Source organism: Rhodococcus sp. P4_F5 (genome assembly GCF_056401315.1).
Window position 1 is genome coordinate 1 of sequence record NZ_JBFUJP010000069.1, and the last position, 19,011, is coordinate 19,011.

16 protein-coding genes, 1 tRNA gene and 1 pseudogene are annotated in these 19,011 nt (G+C 70.3%); 8 read left to right on the top strand and 10 right to left on the bottom strand.

Translation table 11 applies throughout. The annotated features are described in order from the left end of the window. Positions 1-9 precede the first annotated feature (9 nt). A tRNA-Met gene (locus tag AC1DU4_RS21240) sits at positions 10-86 on the bottom strand. Positions 87-520: 434 nt separating this feature from the next. Between AC1DU4_RS21240 and AC1DU4_RS21245 the strand changes: the two genes are divergently transcribed. After that, positions 521-1,099: a transglycosylase family protein gene (locus AC1DU4_RS21245; protein WP_477843193.1), complete on the top strand. Its 579-nt coding sequence runs from the start codon at positions 521-523 to the stop codon at positions 1,097-1,099. 98 nt (positions 1,100-1,197) lie between these two features. Here the strand turns inward: AC1DU4_RS21245 and AC1DU4_RS21250 are convergent. Further along, a pseudogene (locus AC1DU4_RS21250) lies at positions 1,198-2,372 on the bottom strand (IS30 family transposase). A gap of 442 nt (positions 2,373-2,814) precedes the next feature. After that, positions 2,815-5,763, bottom strand: a complete 2,949-nt coding sequence (locus AC1DU4_RS21255; protein ID WP_477843195.1) for a UPF0182 family protein — start codon at positions 5,761-5,763, stop codon at positions 2,815-2,817. 142 nt (positions 5,764-5,905) lie between these two features. On the opposite strand from AC1DU4_RS21255, the gene AC1DU4_RS21260 reads away from it, so the two are divergent. After that, complete coding sequence (locus AC1DU4_RS21260; protein ID WP_477843197.1) at positions 5,906-6,523, top strand: PPA1309 family protein; 618 nt, start codon at positions 5,906-5,908, stop codon at positions 6,521-6,523. Between the two features lie 42 nt (positions 6,524-6,565). Here the strand turns inward: AC1DU4_RS21260 and AC1DU4_RS21265 are convergent, their stop codons facing one another. The 3 genes from AC1DU4_RS21265 to AC1DU4_RS21275 are packed head-to-tail and all read right to left on the bottom strand — an operon-like array spanning position 6,566 to position 8,294. Further along, positions 6,566-6,892 (bottom strand): DMT family transporter, encoded by a 327-nt coding sequence (locus AC1DU4_RS21265; protein WP_477843199.1) that lies wholly within the window; start codon positions 6,890-6,892, stop codon positions 6,566-6,568. Continuing rightward, a complete protein-coding gene (locus AC1DU4_RS21270; RefSeq protein WP_477843224.1) occupies positions 6,889-7,275 on the bottom strand; it encodes a DMT family transporter in 387 nt (128 codons plus the stop codon). Before AC1DU4_RS21270 ends, AC1DU4_RS21265 begins: the two co-directional genes overlap by 4 nt. Further along, positions 7,272-8,294, bottom strand: coding sequence for a YlbL family protein (locus AC1DU4_RS21275; protein WP_477843201.1), 1,023 nt, complete (start codon positions 8,292-8,294; stop codon positions 7,272-7,274). Before AC1DU4_RS21275 ends, AC1DU4_RS21270 begins: the two co-directional genes overlap by 4 nt. A 124-nt stretch (positions 8,295-8,418) precedes the next feature. Between AC1DU4_RS21275 and AC1DU4_RS21280 the strand changes: the two genes are divergently transcribed. From AC1DU4_RS21280 to AC1DU4_RS21295, 4 genes are all read left to right on the top strand, one after another. Beyond that, on the top strand, positions 8,419-9,792 hold the full coding sequence (locus tag AC1DU4_RS21280; protein WP_477843203.1) for a zinc-dependent metalloprotease: 1,374 nt from the start codon (positions 8,419-8,421) through the stop codon (positions 9,790-9,792). 119 nt (positions 9,793-9,911) lie between these two features. Continuing rightward, a complete protein-coding gene (locus tag AC1DU4_RS21285) occupies positions 9,912-10,805 on the top strand; it encodes a hypothetical protein (protein WP_477843205.1) in 894 nt (297 codons plus the stop codon). 7 nt (positions 10,806-10,812) lie between these two features. Then, positions 10,813-12,141, top strand: a complete 1,329-nt coding sequence (locus tag AC1DU4_RS21290; protein WP_477843207.1) for an ABC1 kinase family protein — start codon at positions 10,813-10,815, stop codon at positions 12,139-12,141. A gap of 68 nt (positions 12,142-12,209) precedes the next feature. Continuing rightward, positions 12,210-13,124, top strand: a complete 915-nt coding sequence (locus tag AC1DU4_RS21295) for an exodeoxyribonuclease III (RefSeq protein WP_477843209.1) — start codon at positions 12,210-12,212, stop codon at positions 13,122-13,124. Positions 13,125-13,143: 19 nt separating this feature from the next. Here AC1DU4_RS21295 and AC1DU4_RS21300 read toward each other — a convergent pair whose 3' ends face one another. Beyond that, entirely contained in the window at positions 13,144-13,398 is a 255-nt protein-coding gene (locus tag AC1DU4_RS21300; RefSeq protein WP_174556673.1) for a WhiB family transcriptional regulator, read from the bottom strand. Positions 13,399-13,943: 545 nt separating this feature from the next. Continuing rightward, positions 13,944-16,082, bottom strand: coding sequence for an ATP-dependent DNA helicase UvrD2 (locus AC1DU4_RS21305; protein ID WP_477843211.1), 2,139 nt, complete (start codon positions 16,080-16,082; stop codon positions 13,944-13,946). Between the two features lie 88 nt (positions 16,083-16,170). Here AC1DU4_RS21305 and AC1DU4_RS21310 point away from each other — a divergent pair, with 88 nt between their 5' ends. Then, positions 16,171-16,428 (top strand): mycoredoxin, encoded by a 258-nt coding sequence (locus AC1DU4_RS21310; RefSeq protein WP_072843551.1) that lies wholly within the window; start codon positions 16,171-16,173, stop codon positions 16,426-16,428. Positions 16,429-16,454: 26 nt separating this feature from the next. Here AC1DU4_RS21310 and nudC read toward each other — a convergent pair whose 3' ends face one another. Continuing rightward, complete coding sequence (nudC, locus tag AC1DU4_RS21315; RefSeq protein ID WP_477843226.1) at positions 16,455-17,339, bottom strand: NAD(+) diphosphatase; 885 nt, start codon at positions 17,337-17,339, stop codon at positions 16,455-16,457. A gap of 43 nt (positions 17,340-17,382) precedes the next feature. After that, positions 17,383-18,450, bottom strand: coding sequence for a potassium channel family protein (locus AC1DU4_RS21320; RefSeq protein WP_477843213.1), 1,068 nt, complete (start codon positions 18,448-18,450; stop codon positions 17,383-17,385). 161 nt (positions 18,451-18,611) lie between these two features. Here AC1DU4_RS21320 and AC1DU4_RS21325 point away from each other — a divergent pair, with 161 nt between their 5' ends. After that, positions 18,612-18,986, top strand: coding sequence for a DoxX family protein (locus AC1DU4_RS21325; protein WP_083577136.1), 375 nt, complete (start codon positions 18,612-18,614; stop codon positions 18,984-18,986). Positions 18,987-19,011 lie beyond the last annotated feature (25 nt).

A 19,011-nucleotide genomic window follows, 5' to 3' on the forward strand; every position in this document is an offset into this window, starting at 1 on the left:
TTCGTACTTTGGTAGCGGGGACAGGATTTGAACCTGCGACCTCTGGGTTATGAGCCCAGCGAGCTACCGAGCTGCTCCACCCCGCGATGCATGAACGAAGTTACACGAGTGTGCGAACGGAACACAAATCGCCAGTTCGACCCCGGCGAGGAGGGTCCGACGGGTGACCGGGGGCACAAAATGCCGGTGATCCCAGCCACATAACGGACAGGTAACAAACTCGCACCTAACCGGCAACGATGCGGCGCGAGCTGGGGAAACGCCGGAATCCGCGCCCCCAAACCCATGGATTGAACAAACGTTCAGCTAAGTGACCCGCCTCGTTTTGATGCGTACGGTCGCCACCGGCCCGAAACAACCGGGCTGAGCCGACCCGCCGCTGCACGACTCTGCCCCGCGGGATCGGAACCCCAAAACCTTCGAGGGGCAGGGACGCGGCGCCATCTCGATGCCGGGCAAGGTCGACAGTTTCGACCGCCCAGGCCGGCCCCGTCAGCAAGCGCGGAGAGGATTCACCCGCATGACGACTCGTAAGCTCAGCACCCGCGCACTTGGATTTGCAGCCGTCACCGGCGCCCTCGTCGCAGTCCCGTTCGGTCTCGCCACCGGCACCGCCTCCGCCGCCACCCACAACTGGGACGGCGTCGCGCAGTGCGAGAGCGGCGGCAACTGGGGCATCAACACCGGCAACGGCTACTACGGCGGCCTGCAGTTCTCGCAGAGCACCTGGACCGCCAACGGCGGCACCGGTTCCCCCCACGGCGCCTCGAAGGCCGAGCAGATCCGCGTCGCCGAGAACACCCTGCAGAGCCAGGGCCCCGGCGCGTGGCCGCACTGCGGTCAGTACCTGACCACCGCCGCCGAGGAGACCCCGGCGCCGGCACCCATCGCCGAGCCCGCGCCCGCCGCCCCGGCCGCGGCCGCCCCGGCCGCTCCCGCCGTGCCGGTCCTGCCCCCGAGCTTCCCGGCGCCCTCTGCCGACCAGGTGAAGCAGGCCACCGATGCTGCCGTCGCGGCCGCCCACCAGGTCGGCTACGGCGACCAGGTCAAGCAGCTGATCGACTCGAACAACGTCTTCCTGGCCAGCCTCGCCCGCTGACCCGGAGACATCCCCCGTCGCTTCGCTCGCCCCGTCGACCGGAAAGGCCCCGCCATCGATGAGGCGGTTTCAGGGGGTCGTCGCAACACTGCCTGGCATCAGGCGGTAAGTAGATCACGCAGACGCTCGGCTGGGGTTTCCCAGTCGAGCGTTTTGCGTGGTCGGCCGTTGAGTTGCTGAGCGACGTGTTCGAGGTCTTCGGGTCCGAAGGCGCTCAGATCGGTGCCCTTGGGGAAGTACTGCCGCAGGAGTCCGTTGGTGTTCTCGTTGGTGCCGCGTTGCCAGGGGCTGGCCGGGTCGCAGAAGTAGACCGCCATGTCGGTGGCCAGCGAGAACTGCCTGTGCTTGGCCATCTCGCAGCCCTGATCCCAGGTCAGCGATCCCCGTAGGTGCGCCGGCAGGGTCGAGATCGTCGCGATCAGACCGTCGCGGACGGTTTCGGCGTCGTGGCTGCCCGGCAGGTGCACCAGCATCGTGTAACGGGTGCTGCGTTCGACGAGGGTGGCGATCGCGGACTTGTTGCCCTCACCCATGATCAGGTCGCCCTCCCAGTGCCCGGGCACCGCCCGGTCTTCCACCTCGGCAGGCCGGTCGCTGATCATGATCATGGGGTCGACGAACCGCGGGGTGCGCCGGTCCGGGTCGCGGCGCGACTTCCGCCTCACCCTCCCGGTCCGAAGTGCTTGCTGCACTTCCTTTTTCAAGCCACCGCGGGCCTGGAGGTACAAGGCCTGGTAGATCGTTTCGTGGCTCACCCGCATGCTTTCGTCGTCCGGGAAGTCCCTGCGGAGACGGTGGGAGATCTGTTCCGGCGACAACCGCCGCGACAGTCCGTCCTCCACCACGTCACGCAGGTTGTGGTCGCCCACCAGTTTGGACTGCTTCGGCCGGGCACGAGCGGCCGCCGCGCCCCGGTCGGCCTGGTACGGCAGATACACCCCGTCGACACTGCGGGCTCGGACCTCCGCGAGATCGTCGAGACGTTCTTGCCGAGTCGGGTGGCGATCGTCCGCAGCGACTGGCCCGTCAGCCGGCCGTCGGCGATCACCAGCCGGTCCGGCAGGGACAGGTACCGGTTGCTGATCGCAGCGGGGCCGCCCCCGCGAGTCGTCTTCACAGGCAACGAGTATCGGGCACCACGGCCGTAATCCATGACCGTCCCGTCGTTGTGAACACGTTTGTTGCCGATCTTGCGGATCCCGTCGCGCCAGTCCCGACCGGTGCGCTCGTTCACCCCGACATCCCGGGCAGCACGGGCCGTCGACCAGCCCAGTCGGACGAGTTCGAGGAACCGGCGTCGAGCCTCCGCCTTCCCCACCAGCTGTCGGGCTTCGCTGACCAGCCCTTCGTCCACCAGGATTCGTCGGGCGACCGAGTGGGCAACCCCGCACGACTTCGCTGCCTGGTTGATCGACCCCGTTGCCGTGAACACCGACACGATCCCAGGCCGATCGGCCTCACGACGGGAGCCACGCGGCCTACCCACAGGACGACCGGCCGCGCGCAGGATCGCGTAGCACCGGTGCCGCGGCAGCCCCAGTGACGCGGCAGCCTCCTTGACCGACACCCCGGAATCGACCAGCCGCGCCAACCGATCACCGAAACGAGCACAATCCTCCGAAAACGACACGGTCGCCGCAACCTCTCAATCGAGAGTGTTGCGACGACCGCGTGAACCCGCCTGATGGCGGGGCCTTCCTCGTGTGCTGCCGGACCTACTTCGGCAGGCCCTGGTAGGCGTCGACCGCCTTCTGCAGTCGATCGAGCGCGGCGCCGTACGCGGCGAAGTCACCGCTCTGCTGCGTCGCGCGCAGGTTCGCCAGCGCGGCGTCGAGTTCCCCGACAACCGCGGCCGCGTTCGGCGCGAGCGGTGCCGGCGCCGTCTCCGGTGCGGGCGGCGTGCCACCGCTCGGCGGCGGCGTGGTCGCGCCACCGCCCGGAGCCGTTGCGGTGCCGGATGTCCCGCCGTCGAAGACCTGGTCAAGCGCCTCGGCCAGGGTGGCGGCGTAACCCACCCGGATGCGGCCGGTCGGACCGGGCTCCTGGTAGCTGGCCAGCACCCGGGTCAGCTGCGGGAAGGTCGCCGTGTTGGCCCCGCTGCGCTCGGTGTACATCGGCTCCACGTAGAGGATGCCGCCCTTCGCGATGGGCAGCGCGAGCTGGTTGCCGTACTGGATCTTGTTGGTCTTCTCCAGCAGCGCCTTCTCCGAGCCGACCCGGGCGTCGGAGATCATCGAGTTCTGCGACTGCGCCGGCCCCTGCGTCTGCTTGTTGATCGGCAGCTGCAGCACGGTGATCTTGCCGTAGTCCTTGGGATCGGAGTTCACCGTGATGTAGGCGGAGAGGAACTCCCGGCGGAACCCGACCATCGGGCTGGTCAGCCGGAACGACGGGTCCCCGGTCTCCTGATCCCCCACCAGCACGTAGTACGGCGGCTCGTTCTCCTTCGAGTTCTCGACGGTCGGCTCGTTGGGCACCGACCAGAAGGCGTTGTTGGTGAAGAACTCTCGCGGATCGTCCACGTGGTACTTCGCGAGCATCTCGCGCTGCACCTTGAACAGGTCCTCCGGGTAACGGAAGTGCGCCCGCAGTTCGTCGGTGACCTCGCTCTGCGGCTCCACCGTGCCGGGGAACACCCCCATCCAGGCCTTGAGGACCGGGTCCTTCTCGTCCACCTGGTAGAGCTTCACCGTGCCGTCGTACGCGTCGACGGTCGCCTTCACCGAGTTACGGATGTAGGAGACCTCCTTCTTGGGGAGCAGTCGGCCGGTGTTCGCGTCGACGCTGTCGGCCACCAGTCCCTCGAGCGAGCTGCGCTGCGCGTACGGGTAGTTGTCGAGCGTGGTGTAGGCGTCGACGATCCAGACGATCTTCCCGTCGACCGCCGCGGGGTAGGCGTCGCCGTCCGTGGTCARCCACGGGGCCACCTCACCGACGCGGTCGCGGGGGTCCCGGTTGAAGATGATCTTCGAGTCGGAGCCGATCGTGCCGGAGAACAGGATGTTGCGCTCGGTGTACTTGGCCGCGAACGCCAGACGGTTGACCCAGTTGCCGAGCGGGACGCCGCCCTGGCCGTCGTAGGTGAACTTCGTGGTGTCCGTGTCGTACTCCCGCGGCGCCGAACCCGGCGTACCGCCGACGATCGAGTAGTCCTCGGCACCCTGGGCGATCACCTCGCCGTAATAGATTCGCGGCTGGTCGACCTTGATGATCTGCTTGCCCTCGGCCAGCGACGCGATGTCACTGACCGTGTAGATCGGGTATCCCGCGTTGTTCGAGGAGTCCYGGGTCGGGTCCAGCACCGGGGCCGTCACCCGGTTGGCGGGCGCCGCCACCAGTCCGTCACCGTGCGTGAAGACGGTGTGCTTGTTGATCCAGTCGGTCTGGTTGCCCTGCAGGTTGTTCGGCGAGAGCTCGCGGGCCGCCACGATGTAGTCGGCCATCGAGCCGGCGATCGTGTAGCGGTCGATGTCCAGGGTCGGAGGGAACCCGTAGAAGTTCTGCCGCTGCTGCTGCTGCGTGAAGGTGGGCGAGAGCACGTTCGGGTCCAGCAGGCGCGCGTTGGCGATGGTGGTGACGTCGGCCGGCACGTCGCGCGGCGCCGCGGTGCCGTCACCCGAGTACGGCTGATACGTCACCTGCTCGTTGGTGATGCCGTACGCCTCGCGCGTGGCCGCGATGTTCCGCTCGATGTACGCGCTCTCCTTGTCCGCGGCGTTCGGCTTGACCGAGAACTGCTCGACCACCAGCGGGTACACCGCACCGACCAGCACCGAGGACAGCACCAGCAGACCGGTCGCCATCGCCGGAATCCGCATGTCCCGCATGAAGATCGCGGAGAAGAACGCGAGGGCGCAGATCACCGCGATGGCGAGCAGGATCAGCTTGGCCGGCAGCACCGCGTTGATGTCGGTGTAGCCGGCACCGGTGAAGGTGGGCTCCTTACGACCGCTCGTGAGCAGGGAGTAACGGTCGAACCAGTAGGCAACGGCCTTGAGGAGGACGAAGGTACCGGCCAGCACGGCCAGCTGGATGCGGGCGGACTTGGTCAGCGCGCCGTCGTGCCCGCTCAGCCGCAGCCCGCCAAAGACGTAGTGGGTCAGCAGGTTAGCGAGGAACGCAAGGATGACCGCCACGAACAGCCAGTTCAGCACCAGCCGGTAGAACGGCAGGTCGAAGGCGTAGAACCCGACGTCGAGTCCGAACTGCGGGTCCGTGATCCCGAACGACTCGCCGTGGACGAACATCTGTGCCGCAACCCAGTTCGACTGGGCGATGAGGCCGGCGAGGATGCCCATCGCGATCGGGATACCGACCCCGAACACCTTGAGCCGGCTCATGACCGTGGTGCGGTACCGCGCGATCGGATCGTTCGGTCCGGCGACCGGCACGAACACCGGCCGGCTGCGGTACGCGAGGAACAACGCGAGGAAGGTGGCGAGACCGATGAGGAGTCCGAAGACGACGAACATCGCCACGCGCGTGAACAGCACCGTGGTGAAGACCTCCCGGAAGCCGACCTCGCCGAACCACAGCCAATTTGTGTAGGTGTCGATCAGCCGGGGTCCGATCAGCAGCAGCGCCGCCGCAACGAGTGCCAGCACCAACAACACTCGGCTCCGTCGGGACAACGTCGGTAGACCGGTGGGGGGCCGCATGCCCACGTGCCACTCTCCGTATTTCAGGCGGCACGCCAGGCGCCGCGGTTGCGGCGGTGACGTGCACCGCCGTGGTTGTCGTCCACTGTACGTCGATTCGCGGACCGGCAAGGCGCCTGCCGTCCCGGCGAGGTGGGAGGATGGTCGGGTGAGTGATTTCGACGGCCTCGACTACGGCTACCAGCCAGACCTCTCCCCCGACGCCCTGCCGCGCTGTGTGCGCGAGGTCGCCGACTTCGCGGACGCGGGCGGCTGGGGCCGGCCCCCGCAGATGTTCGCCCTCGTCCCGACCGCCGTGCTGGCCGCCGCCGAGCCGGAGCTGCACGACCAGCTCGAGGACGGCGCCGAGCTGACCCCGATCGAGCAGGAGCCGTTCCCGGACGACGTCGGCGGCGKGTCACCCGCCCTCGACGAGTTCCTCGCGACCACCAGCTGGCCCGAGGGCGTCGTCGGGTGTGTCCTGGTGCAGGAGATCGTGGTGCTGCCGCCGACCGCCGAGTCCGACCTGGACCACGCGGTCGCGCCGGTGCTCACCGACGAGCACGCCGCCGACGAGATCGCCCGGGCCACCGCCCAGGCCCACCCGGAGCGGCGCGCGGCCAGACTGATCGCCGCGGTGCTGCGGGACGGGCCGTCCGCCTGCGTCCTGCAACTGATGCCCGAGGACGACGACGACGCGGAACCGGAACTGGTCACCTACGACGACCTCGCGCCGAACCTGGTGCACGCGCTGTACGCGACGTTCGACGCCTCCGACGACGACTGAGTCCGGGCGCAGACCGACACGCGGTCGGCTCAGGCCACGGGGTCAGCCCGCGACCGAGCCGAGCTCGATCAGCAGCACGCCGCCGATGATCAGGGCGATGCCGAAACGCATCGTCCTGGTCAGCGGCTCGCCGAAGACCACGCGGCCGAGGACGGCGGTGAGCGCAACACCGCACGCCACCCAGATGCCGTAGACCACCCCCACCGCCATGCCCCGCGCGAGCACCACCGCGATCAGCCCGAACGACGCGAGGTAGCCCAGGACCACGGGCGCGATCCACCGGCGCCGTGTGAAGCCGTCGGACGCCTTCAGGCTCAGCGTCGCCGTCACCTCCAGCACGATCGCGGCCATCAGCAGCACCCAGGTCACCGCGACAGCTCCGACCCGACCGGCACGTCCGTGTCGGCCAGTGCCCGCGCCCGCGCCTCCTCGGCCTTCTGCGAACCCACCTCCACGACGAGGACGCCGCCGATGACCAGCACGATCCCCGCACCCATCAGCCAGGTCAGCGCGTCACCGAACAGCCAGGCCGCCAGGATCGCGGTCGCGGTGACCCCGCTCGCGCCCCAGATGCCGTAGGCGACGCCCACCGGCATCTGCCGCTTCAGGACCGCCGCCAGGAACACGAACGAGGCGCCGTAACCGGCCACCACCAGCACGTACCACCCCGGGTGGTCGACGGCCGCGCGCAGCGACAGCGTGGCGGTGACCTCGCTGACGATCGCGCCGACCAACAGCAGCCACCTCATCAGCAGGCGGGCGCGTCGCCGCCGGCGTTCAGCGAGTCCAGCGCCTCGACCGCACCGTCGAGGTTCTCCACCTTGACCAGTCGCAGCCCGTCCGGGGTGCGCTGGCGGGCCTCGTCGCAGTTGCGCGCCGGCACCAGGAAGGTGGTCGCACCGGCGTCGCGGGCGGCGATCAGTTTGTACTGGATGCCGCCGATCGGGCCGACGTCGCCGCCGGAGTCGATGGTGCCCGTGCCAGCGACGAACTCCCCGCCGCTCAGCTCGCCCGGAGACAGCTTGTCGATCACCGCCAGGGTGAACATCAGCCCCGCCGACGGCCCGCCGACCTCCGCCAGGTTGAAGTCGACGGTGAACGGGACCTCCGGATTCTCCGTCGGGGTGATGCCCAGGTAACCGGCGCCGTGTCCGCCCGGCCGTTCGCCGAGCGTCACCGGCACCGTCAGGTCCTGGCCGTCACGCCGGACCCCGATCTGGACCACCGTGCCCGGGCTCAGCGCGGCCACGGCCTTCTGCACCTCGCCGACGGTGCGCACCGGCTCACCGTTGACCGTCAGCAGTTGGTCGCCCTCGCGCAGCGCCCCGGCGGCCGGCCCGTCCGCCGACACGTCGGACACCTCGACCGCGACCGGCAGGTTCAGGTAATTCAGCGCGGCCAGCTCGGCGGAACTCTCCGACTGCTGCATCTCCTGGGTGTTCTCCTCCTTGACCTGGTCCCGGGTCTTCTCCGCCGGGTACACCTCCTCGCGCGGCACCAGTCCGTGGCGGCCGCTGAGCCAGTAGCCGAAGGCCTCGAAGATGTTCAGCCCGTCCCGCACCGAGACGGTGGTCATGTTGAGGTTGCCCGACGTCGGATCGACCTCGGTGCCCTTGATCTCGACGACCTGCTTGCCGTCCACCTCGCCGAGGGTGTTGAAGGTGGGGCCGGGACCGAGCGCCACGAACGGCACCGTCACCGACATCCCGAACAGCAACAGCGCCAGCACCGGCACGAGCGCAGCGACCAGGGTGACAATCCGTCGATTCACCCGGCCCAGCGTAGAGGTCGGCCGGCGGCGGGAGAGTAGAGGAGGCCCGCGGGTCGCGGTGATGTTCGCCCTCGGCGTCATTTCCCGTGTCACCACACGCCGCGTCGCCTTGTACCGTTGAGATATGAGCAATCTGCCGTTTGGTTTCTCGAACTCCGACGACGACTCCGACCCCGACAAGGGGCCCGGCCAGGGAGGCCAGGGCGATCCGTTCGGTCTCGGTGCGCAGGGCTTCGACCCGGCGGCGTTGGGCCAGATGCTGACCCAGTTCGGCCAGATGCTCAGCGGCATGGGCAGTTCGATGGGCTCCGGCGGCTCCGCCGGGCCGGTGAACTACGACGTCGCCAAGCAGCTCGCGAAGCAACAGCTGGGCACAGTCGCCCCGATCGCGGAGGGCACCGGTTCCGCGGTCGCGGACGCCGCACACCTCGCCGAGCTGTGGCTCGACGGGGCGACGACGCTGCCGGCGGGCGCCACCCGGACGGTCGCATGGACGGCGGCCGACTGGCTCGACAACACCCTCGACACCTGGAAGCGGCTGTGCGACCCGGTCGCGGAGCAGATCTCCGGCATGTGGGCCTCCGGCCTGCCCGAGGAGGCCCGCGAGATGGCCGGGCCGATGATGGGCATGCTCACTCAGATGGGCGGACTCGCGTTCGGCTCGCAGCTCGGCCAGGCCCTCGGCCAGCTCTCCTCCGAGGTGCTCAGCTCCACCGACATCGGCCTGCCGTTGGGGCCGACCGGAGTGGCCGCGCTGCTGCCGACGGCCATCGAGAAGTTCAGCGAGGGCCTCGAGCAGCCGGACCGCGAGATCCTGGTGTTCCTCGCCGCCCGCGAGGCCGCGCACCAGCGGCTGTACGTGCACGTGCCGTGGCTGCGTCAGCGACTGCTCGCCACCGTCGAGGAGTACGCGCGTGGCATCCGGATGGACTTCTCCGCGATCGAGGAGGCCGCGCAGGGCATCGACCCGAGCGCGCTGACCGATCCGTCGAAGATCCAGGAGATCCTGCAGCAGGGCGCCTTCGAACCGCAGACCACCCCCGAGCAGAAGCAGGCCCTCGAACGCCTCGAGACGCTGCTGGCCCTGATCGAGGGCTGGGTGGAGACGGTGGTCGCGGCCGCTCTCGGTGATCGGCTGCCCGGCGTGGCCGCGCTCAGCGAGACGCTGCGTCGTCGCCGCGCGACCGGCGGACCGGCCGAGCAGACCTTTGCCACCCTCGTCGGCCTCGAGTTGCGGCCCCGCAAGGTCCGCGAGGCCGCGCAGCTGTGGCGTCAGCTCACCGAGGCCGGCGGCATGGAGGGACGCGACGGCGTCTGGGCGCACCCGGACCTGCTGCCTGACCCGAGCGACCTCGACGACACCGCGGCGTTCGTCGACCGGGTGATCGGCGGCGATTCGAGCACCTTCGACCCGATGGCCCTGCTCGAGGAGACCGAGGCCCGTGAGCGGGAAGAGGGCCGTGGACCGTCCGCGGACCCGGAGCGCCCGACCGACTGATCCGTCGAGTTTCGACAGATCCGGAGAAGACACGAAACACCTGGTCCGGGGGCCGTGAGCCTGTGGACAACCGGCTCCGGAGCGGCCGTCGCGGCGGACGGGGCTGACAGAGTCGGTGCATGGCACCGGCCCCCGTCCCCGCCGCCGGACCGCAGCTCGATCCGCGGATCCCGGTCCTGCTCCGGCCCAGCGGCACCCTCCAGCTCGGCTGGGACCCCGAGCGCGCCCTGCTGCTCGCCGCGCCCGAGGGTGTGGCGCCCGCGGCGCTGGCGGGGCTGCTGCGCCTGCTCGACGGCCGGCACTCGCGTCCCGACGTGCTCTGGCAGGCGCACCTGATCGGCATCGGCCTCGTCGACATCGCCCGGATCCTCGCCGAACTCGCCGCGGCGGACCTGCTCGTCCCCGCCGCCAGCGGTGCGGATCGATCCGTGCACATCCACGGGCGTGGCCCGCTCTCGGACGGCCTCGCGACCGCGCTGACCCGGGGTCGGCTTCGGTTGAGCCGGTCGCGCCCGCTCGAGGGGTCCGCGGAGCGGTCGGCCCGCCGGGCGGACTGCGTCGTGCTCGCCGACGACCTGGTGCCCGACCCCGGGCTCGTCGCCGAACTCGTCGCCGCCCGGGTCCCCCACCTGCAGGTGCGGTTGCGCGACGGCCGCGGCATCGTCGGGCCACTGGTGCTGCCGGGCCGCACCAGCTGCCTGCGCTGCGCGGACCTGACCCGCAGCGACCGGGACCCCGAGTGGCCGCACCTGGCCGCGCAGCTACTCGGTGCGGTCGGACACGCCGAGCAGGCCACGGTGCTGGCGACCGTCGGCCTGGCGCTGGGCGAGCTGGACACCGTCCTCGACGTCAACCCGGCGCACCCGCCCGCCACGCTCGACACCACCCTCGAACTGGACGTCTCGTCACCGGCGCTGATCAGGCGGCGGTGGCGGCGACATCCCCGGTGCGGATGTCACGAGCCGCCCACCGAGCCCGGGGCGGTGGGCGAACCGGCGGATCGTCAGACATGATGGAGTGGTGTCTGACATCCCCCGCCGCAGCTCCGCCCGCACCGCCAAACTGGCAAGCATTCCGATCGGTATCGCGGGCCGGGCCGCCGTCGGGTTCGGACGCAAGCTGGCGGGCGGCGACCGCGGGGAGATAGACGCGAAGCTCGCCTCGCAGGCCGCCGAACAGCTGTTCACCGTGCTCGGCGAGCTCAAGGGCGGGGCCATGAAGCTCGGGCAGGCACTGAGCGTGATGGAGGCCGCGGTGCCCGAGGAGTTCGCGGAGCCGTACCGGGACGCGCTGACCAAGCTGCAGGCCGAGGCACCGCCGCTGCCCGCCCGCAAGGTGCACAAGGTGCTCGACAGCCAGCTCGGCACCAAGTGGCGCGAACGGTTCAGCAGCTTCGACGACGTGCCCACGGCCTCGGCGAGCATCGGCCAGGTGCACCGCGCGGTGTGGTCGGACGGCCGCGACGTGGCGGTGAAGGTGCAGTACCCCGGGGCCGACGAGGCGTTGCGGGCAGACCTCAAGACCCTGTCGCGGCTCGCCGGGATGTTCAACTCGGTGATGCCGGGCGCGGACGTCAAGCCGGTCCTCGACGAACTGAGCGCGCGCACCGAGGACGAACTGGACTACCGGATCGAGGCGGACAACCAGCGCGCATTCGCGGCCGAGTTCGACGGCGACCCGAAGTTCGCGATCCCCAAGATCGTCGCCAGCGCACCGAAGGTCGTGGTCAGCGAGTGGATGTCGGCGACGCCGCTGTCGACGATCATCACCACGGGGACCGTTCTCCAGCGCAACAGTGCCGGGGCCCTGCTCGCCGAGTTCCACTTCGCCTCCCCGGCCCGGGTGGGTCTGCTGCACTGCGACCCGCACCCGGGCAACTTCATGATGCTGCCCGACGGCCGACTCGGCGTGCTCGACTTCGGTGCCTGCGCCCCGATGCCCGGCGGCCTGCCCCGGGTACTGGGCCGGATGGTCCGCCTCGCCCTCGACCAGCGGTTCAAGGAGCTCACGGAACTGTTGCGCGACAACGGATTCGTGCTCCCCGGCAAGACGGTCACCCACCAGGAGATTTCCGACTACCTGCGTCCGTTCACCGACCCGATCCACACCGAGTCCTTCCATTTCACCCGGACGTGGCTGCAGCGCGCGGCGGGCACGGCGACGGACTTCTCCTCCCAGCACTTCCGTACCGCCCGGGCACTGAACATGCCGGCCGAGTACGTGATGATCTTCCGGGTGCTGCTCGGGTCCGTCGGGATCTGCGCGCAACTCGACGCGGAGGCACCGTACATGGGGATCCTGACGCAGTGGCTGCCGGGCTTCACCGACGAGGTGCAGCGGGCCGAGTGACAACGGCCCCTCGCCGGCGCACCGAGTGCTCGGTGCCGTCGTGAACGCGCTGCCTACACTGTGCGATCGTGCGGATCGCGACATTCAACCTCAACGGCATCCGGGCCGCGCAGCGGCGGGGTTTCGAGCAGTGGCTGCGGGAGCGGCGCCCCGACGTGGTCGCGTTGCAGGAGTTGCGAGCACCCGCGTCCGCGATTCCCCCCGACGTGTTCGGCCCGTACCACCTCGCCTACGACGCCGGGACCCTCGCCGGGCGTAACGGCGTCGCCGTCCTCACCCGGCGCGCGCCCGCGGCGGTACGGACCTGGACCGGCACCGCACTGCTCCGAGCGCCCGATGAAACTCACACCGACACAGTCGAACTCGGTTCGGTTTCGCTGGCACGGGGACTGCGCGAGTTCGCCGATCAGGGCCGCTACCTCGAGGTGGACCTCGCCGACGCGCCGATCACGGTGGCGTCGCTGTACCTGCCGAAGGGCGGCCTCCCCGCACACCTGCAGAAGCCGGGGCGGATGCGTGAGGCGCCGGACGGCGGCGCCCGCTACGAGCGCAAGATGCGCTTCCTCGACGCTTTCGCGCGTCAGCTGACGCGCTCGCGCCGCGACGCCCGCGCCCAGGGCCGGGAACTGCTGCTCATGGGCGACCTCAACATCGCGCACACCCACCACGACGTGCGGAACTGGCGGCGCAGTGCTCAGGCCGAGGGCTACCTCCCCGAGGAACGTCAGTGGTTCGACTCGATCCTCTCGCCGCGCACGCTCGTGGACGTGGTCCGCAGCCGGCATCCGGACACCGACGGCCCGTACACCTGGTGGTCGTGGCTGGGGCAGTCGTTCACCAACGACGTCGGCTGGCGCATCGACTACCACCTCGCGACACCGAGGCTCGCTCGGACGGCCGTCGCCGCCGGCACCGACCGCGAACCGGCGGCGGACCGACGGATGAGCGATCACGCCCCCGTCGTGGTCGACTACGACCTCTGATCCGCCGCCGACCCGTCGGTCAGGCGCAGACCGCCACCTTCCGGGGGCGACCGCGGGGACGCTTGCGGGCGATGACGACACCCTGGTCGAGGATCTCGCCGCCCCACACCCCCCACGGCTCGGCACGGTCGAGGGCCGCGCTCAGGCATCGGGCGCGGATGGGGCACTGCACGCACAGGGACTTGGCCTGTTCGAGTTCGGCAGGGGTCTCCGCGAACCAGAGGTCGGGGTTGTCGGCTCGGCACGGCAGCTCGCGTCGCACGACGCCGATCACGGTCGGCTCGCTCGTGGCGGTCCGGAAATCGTCTCGGCAGGTGACGGTTGGCACGTCATGCTCCTTAGGCTTCTTCGGTGGTGTCAGGTCGTGGTGCGAACCTGTAGCCGGGCCTGGAGCTTGGTGCTCGAAACAAGAAGGCCACGGTCCGCTGGTGCGTCCGTGGCCGAGAGGAAGGAGGTGATTCCTACCGAGTGTTGACTCGGGGTCTACTCCTGGGCACGGACGAGAGGGCTGCTGCGTCGGCTGCATGCACTGCGAGGAGTGCATCTGCTGCGCGATGGCGCAGGACGCGATTCGGCGTCGCCGACCACGCTGCCGCGGGCAGGTGAGCGGCGGGAGCGATGCGAGTGGTCGCTGCGACGCCTGGCGCGCTGCCGTTCCAATCGATCATTGCCAATCACCTCCCTTTCCCTCGTGCGGACTGTGGTTCCTTGTTTGGTCCAACGACGGCGAGCCGAAGCTCGCCGCGTCGGAAACCAGGGTATGCGGTCTCCTACAAACCGCACAACCCATTTTTGACCTGCGGTTTTCCTACAATCCGGTCACGGCGCCAGTTCCGGGTCCCCGACCGGGTTCTCGCCCCGCACCACCGCGAGGACGTCCTCCCCGTACCGCTCGAGCTTCGCCGCGCCGATCCCGGGGATCGCCACCAGGCCGCGGTCGTCCTTCGGCTGCTGCTCGGCGATCGCGGTGAGCGTGGCGTCGCTGAACACCACGTAGGCAGGCACCTTCAGCTCCTTCGACTTCTCGGACCGCCAGGCCTTGAGCGAGTCGAACAACGCGGCGTCGAGGTTCGACGGGCAGGACTCGCAGCGCCCGAGCATCGTCGCCGCGGTGCCGAGCAGCGGCTTGCCGCACACCCGGCAGCGCGGCCGCTTCTTCGGCGTTGCCGCGGGCGCCGCGATCCGGGACGCCGGCGAGTCCTCCGGGATCAGGCCGTGCAGGAAGCGGGACCGACGCCGCGACTTGCGGCCGCCCTCGTTGCGGGCCAGCGCCCAGGACAGCTGCAGGTGCTCGCGGGCGCGGGTGACGCCGACGTAGAGCAGTCGCCGCTCCTCCTCGATCGCCGCCTCGTCACCGGGTGACTTGCTGTCCCCCAGCGCGTGCGCGATGGGCAGCGTGCCGTCGGCGAGCCCGACGAGGAACACCGCGTCCCACTCGAGCCCCTTGGCCGCGTGCAGCGAGGCCAGCGTCACGCCCTGCACCGTCGGTGGGTGCCGGGCCTCGGCCCGGGCGGCGAGGTCGCGCAGCAGCCCGGCCAGGTCCAGGTCCGGCTCGTGGGTGAGCAGGTCCTCGGTGAGCTGGACCAGTGCGCCCAGCGAGGCCCAGCGCTCGCGCGCCTGCGCGCCCACCGGTTCGGTGTCGGTGAGCCCGAGCGGCACCAGGACCGCGCGGACGAGGGTGACCAGGGCCGGGCCGTGGTCGGCGCCTTCGGGCAGGTCGTCACGGGACGCGGCCTGACGCAGCGCGGAGACCGCCTGCCGGACCTCCTGCCGCATGAAAAAGCCCTCGCCACCACGCAACTGGTACGGGATGTCGAGTTCGGTCAGGGCCTGCTCGTGCGCCTCCGACTGCGCGTTGATCCGGTACAGCACCGCGATCTCCGCGGCCGGGGTGCCCGCGGCGATGAGCTTCTGGATCGCCTTCGCCACTCCCGCCGCCTCGGCGGGCTCGTCGTCGAACTCGGCGAACTCCGGCTCGGGCCCGGGTGCGCGCTGACCGATCAGCTGCAGCCGGGAGCCGGCGATCCGGCCGCGGGCCGCGCCGATCACCCGGTTCGCCAGGGAGACCACCTCCGGGGTGGACCGGTAGTCCCGTTCCAGGCGGACGACGGTGGCGTCCGGGAACCGTCGGGAGAAGTCGAGCAGGTAGCGCGGGGTGGCGCCGGTGAAGGAGTAGATGGTCTGGTTCGCGTCGCCGACGACGGTGAGGTCGTCGCGGTCCCCCAGCCACGCGTCGAGCACCCGCTGCTGCAGCGGCGTCACGTCCTGGTACTCGTCCACCACGAAGCAGCGGTAACGGTCCCGGAACTCCTCGGCCACCGAGGAGTTCTCCTCGAGTGCGGCGGCGGTGTGCAGCAGGAGGTCGTCGAAGTCCAGCAGCATGCCGTCGCCGCGGACCTTGAGCGCCTCGTAGGCGGCGTACACGTCGGCGACCTTGCCGGGGTCCGCGGGCGGCTCGCGCCGGGAGCGGGCCGCAGCCGCCGCGTAGTCCTCCGGCGCGATCAGCGACGCCTTCGACCACTCGATCTCGCCGGCGAGGTCCCGGACGCTCTCGGTGCTGGTGGACAGGCCGGCCCGGTTCGCGGCCTGCGCCACGATGGTGAACTTGCGGTCCAGCAGCTCCCACGGGGTGTCGCCGACCACCTGCGGCCAGAAGTAGCGCAGCTGGCGCAGCGCCGCGGCGTGGAAGGTGCGGGCCTGCACCTGGCTGGCGCCCTCCCCGATGCCGAGGGTGCGCAGCCGGGCCCGCATCTCGCCGGCCGCACGGGCCGTGAACGTGACCGCGAGCACCTGCCCGGCGGAGACGTGACCGCCCGCGACCAGGTGGCCGATCCGTCGGGTGATGGTGCGGGTCTTGCCCGTCCCGGCCCCCGCGAGCACACAGACAGGGCCGCGCGGGGCCAGTACTGCGGCCGACTGCTGAGGGTCCAGACCGGTGTCGGTGTCGGCGGCTGACATGACGGCCATTCTGTCAGGGACCACCGACATCGGACCCATCGCGTGGGCAACTGGAACAACTCGCGGCGGTCGTGGTGTTGTATCCGCCGTGACTGCAACTGAAACCGCCACCGCCCTGACCATCTACTCCACCACCTGGTGCGGGTACTGCCGCCGACTCAAGAAGCAGCTCGACGAGTCCGGCATCAGCTACGTCGAGATCGACATCGAGGACGATCCCGCGTCCGCCGAGTTCGTCGGCAAGGTCAACGGCGGCAACCACGTGGTACCGACCGTGAAGTTCGCCGACGGCAGCACCGCCACCAACCCGACGCTCGCCGACGTCAAGAAGGCCCTGGGTCTGTAGCAGTCCCCCCGGCGTGGGCCGGGCCGTCAGGCCTTGGCCCACGCCTCGAGCATGCCGCGGGCAATCGACACCGACCCGGGCACCAGCAGGCGCGCGTCCGTGTCCGTCGTCCAGTCGCCCGCCGCCAGGGCCGCCTGCACCTCGTCGCGGCCGAACCAGTGCGCCTCCACGATCTCGCCGTCGGCGAAGACCAGGGGCGCGTCGGGGTCCGCGACCGCGGAGAACCCGATCATCACCGACCGCGGGAACGGCCAGGGCTGGCTGCCGAGGTAGCGCACGTCGCGAACCCTGATCCCGACCTCCTCGGAGATCTCCCTGATCACGCAGGTCTCCAGCGACTCGCCCGACTCCACGAACCCGGCCAGCACGGAGAAGCGACGCTCCGGCCAGTGCGGTCCGCGCGCGAGCAGCACCCGGTCGGCGCCGTCGTGGACCAGGCAGATCACCGCCGGATCGGTGCGCGGGAACTCCTCGTGGCCGGTACTGGTGCTGTGCCGTGACCACCCGGACATCGTCGGCGTGGTCGGCGCCCCGTCGACGGCGCTGAAGCCCGCGCTGTCGTGCCAGTTCAGCACCGCCACCGCGGTGGTCAGCAGGCCGGCGCTGGAGTCGTCGAGCCGGTGGCCGATCAGCCGCAGGTCGCCGAGCTCGCCGGTCAGCGCCGCGACCCGGACCGCCCACAGGTGGCGGCCGTCGCGCCTCCCCAGGAACACCGCACCCGGCACCGGCTCGTCGCCGAGGCCGGCGGCGGGTTCGAGCAGCAGCCGGGTGCCGTCGACCCGCACCTGGCCTCGCCGCGTGACCCGCAGCACCGACGCGTCCGCCCAGCCCGCCCGCAGCGCGTCCGTGTCCGCGCGCAGTTCCTCGGCCCGGTCGAGCGCCGAACGGGACAGGAGCGGTTGGTCAGTCATCTGGAAGTCAGCCACGGACCCAACCCTAGGTGCCGACGACGGACTACTTGGTGACCCGGCGGATGTAGAGGAGCCGGTCGCCTTCCTCCACCGCGTCGACCTCGGGCTCGCCGACCCGGAACAAGCGGTTCTCGCGCACCACGCCGAGCACGATGTCCGCCAGGTGCCGCGGCGAACCGCCGATCTCGTCCCGCTCGACCTCGCGTTCGGCGATGGCGAATCCTGCCTCCGGGGTGAGCAGGTCCTCGATCATCTCCACGACGGTCGGGGTGGTGCGGGCGATGCCGAGCAGGCGGCCCGCGGTCTCCGACGACACGACCACCGAGTCGGCGCCCGACTGGCGCAGCAGGTGCGCGTTGTCGCTCTCCCGGATGGCGGCGACGATCTTGGCCTTCGGACCCACCTCGCGGGCGGTGAGCGTCACCAGCACCGCGGTGTCGTCGCGGTTGGCGGCGACGATGATCGACGCCGCGTTCTGCACCCCCGCCAGTCGCAGCACGTCCGACTTGGTGGCGTTGCCGAGCACGGTGACCAGGCCGAGGCCGGCCGCCGCGTCGAGCATCGCCTGGTCGGTGTCGACGACCACGATGTCCGACGGCGCGATGTCGTCGCCGAGCATCGCCTCGACCGCGGTGCGGCCCTTGGTGCCGTAGCCGACGACGACGGTGTGATTGCGCACGGACTGCCTCCAACGCTGGATCTTGAATGCCTGGCGGGACCGCTCGGTGAGGACCGTGAGGGTGGTGCCGACCAGGATGATGAGGAACATCACGCGCAGGGGCGTGATGAGGATGACGTTGATGAGCCGGGCGCTCGGCGTGATCGGCGTGATGTCGCCGTACCCGGTGGTCGAGAGCGAGACGGTCGCGTAGTAGAGGCAGTCCAGGAAAGAGAGCTCGTTCTCCTGGGCGTCCCGGTAGCCGTCCCGGTCGATGTAGACCACCAGCACCGCGAGCATGAGGACGGCCACCGCCATCAGGACCCGGCGGAAGATCGCCCGGGCCGGGCTCCGCAGGATCTCCGGAATGCGCAGCACACCCACCAGCGTGTAGTCCGGCCGATCGTTCAGCGCGTCCTGATTGCGTAGGCGCGCACGCAATTTACCGGCCATGAGGGGCTTCCTCGTTCGCAGACATCGGCAGGGAGCCTAACCGAGGCGGGTCCGCCCGGTGCACGGACCGATGCCTGACGGCGTGGCCGGGCGTCTTCCCGTGCTCGCGGCCGCCGATTTGCCGCCCCACGCCCGGCACCGCGACGCCGTACGGTCGGGGCATGGCACTCAAATCCAGCACCGCACTCTCGGCGATCCTGCTCGGCGCGGGCACCTTGCACTTCGTGAACCCCAAGCCGTTCGACTCGATCGTGCCGCGGCAGCTGCCCGGCAGCCCCCGGGCGTACACCTATGCCTCGGGCGTCGCGGAGCTGGCGGTCGGGGCGGCGATCGCGGTGCCGCGTACCCGACGGCTCGGCGGCACCCTCGCCGCGGCACTGTTCGTCGCGGTGTTCCCAGCCAACGTGCAGATGGCGGTGGACTGGCTGGGCCGCAGCTCTACGCCCCTGCCGCTCAAGGCCGTCGCGGTCGCGCGGCTGCCCTTGCAGCTGCCCCTGATCGCCGCCGCTCTCAAGGTCCGCCGCGAAGCCGCCTGAGCACGGAGCTTTCGCAATGCGGTGT

Bases quoted from the DNA above. Each gene is read 5' to 3' on its own strand.
- AC1DU4_RS21245 (WP_477843193.1), top strand. From the start codon at position 521: ATGACGACTCGTAAGCTCAGCACCCGCGCACTTGGATTTGCAGCCGTC.
- AC1DU4_RS21280 (WP_477843203.1), top strand. From the start codon at position 8,419: ATGAGCAATCTGCCGTTTGGTTTCTCGAACTCCGACGACGACTCCGAC.
- AC1DU4_RS21285 (WP_477843205.1), top strand. From the start codon at position 9,912: ATGGCACCGGCCCCCGTCCCCGCCGCCGGACCGCAGCTCGATCCGCGG.
- AC1DU4_RS21305 (WP_477843211.1), bottom strand. From the start codon at position 16,082: ATGTCAGCCGCCGACACCGACACCGGTCTGGACCCTCAGCAGTCGGCC.
- nudC (WP_477843226.1), bottom strand. From the start codon at position 17,339: ATGACTGACCAACCGCTCCTGTCCCGTTCGGCGCTCGACCGGGCCGAG.
- AC1DU4_RS21320 (WP_477843213.1), bottom strand. From the start codon at position 18,450: ATGGCCGGTAAATTGCGTGCGCGCCTACGCAATCAGGACGCGCTGAAC.
- AC1DU4_RS21325 (WP_083577136.1), top strand. From the start codon at position 18,612: ATGGCACTCAAATCCAGCACCGCACTCTCGGCGATCCTGCTCGGCGCG.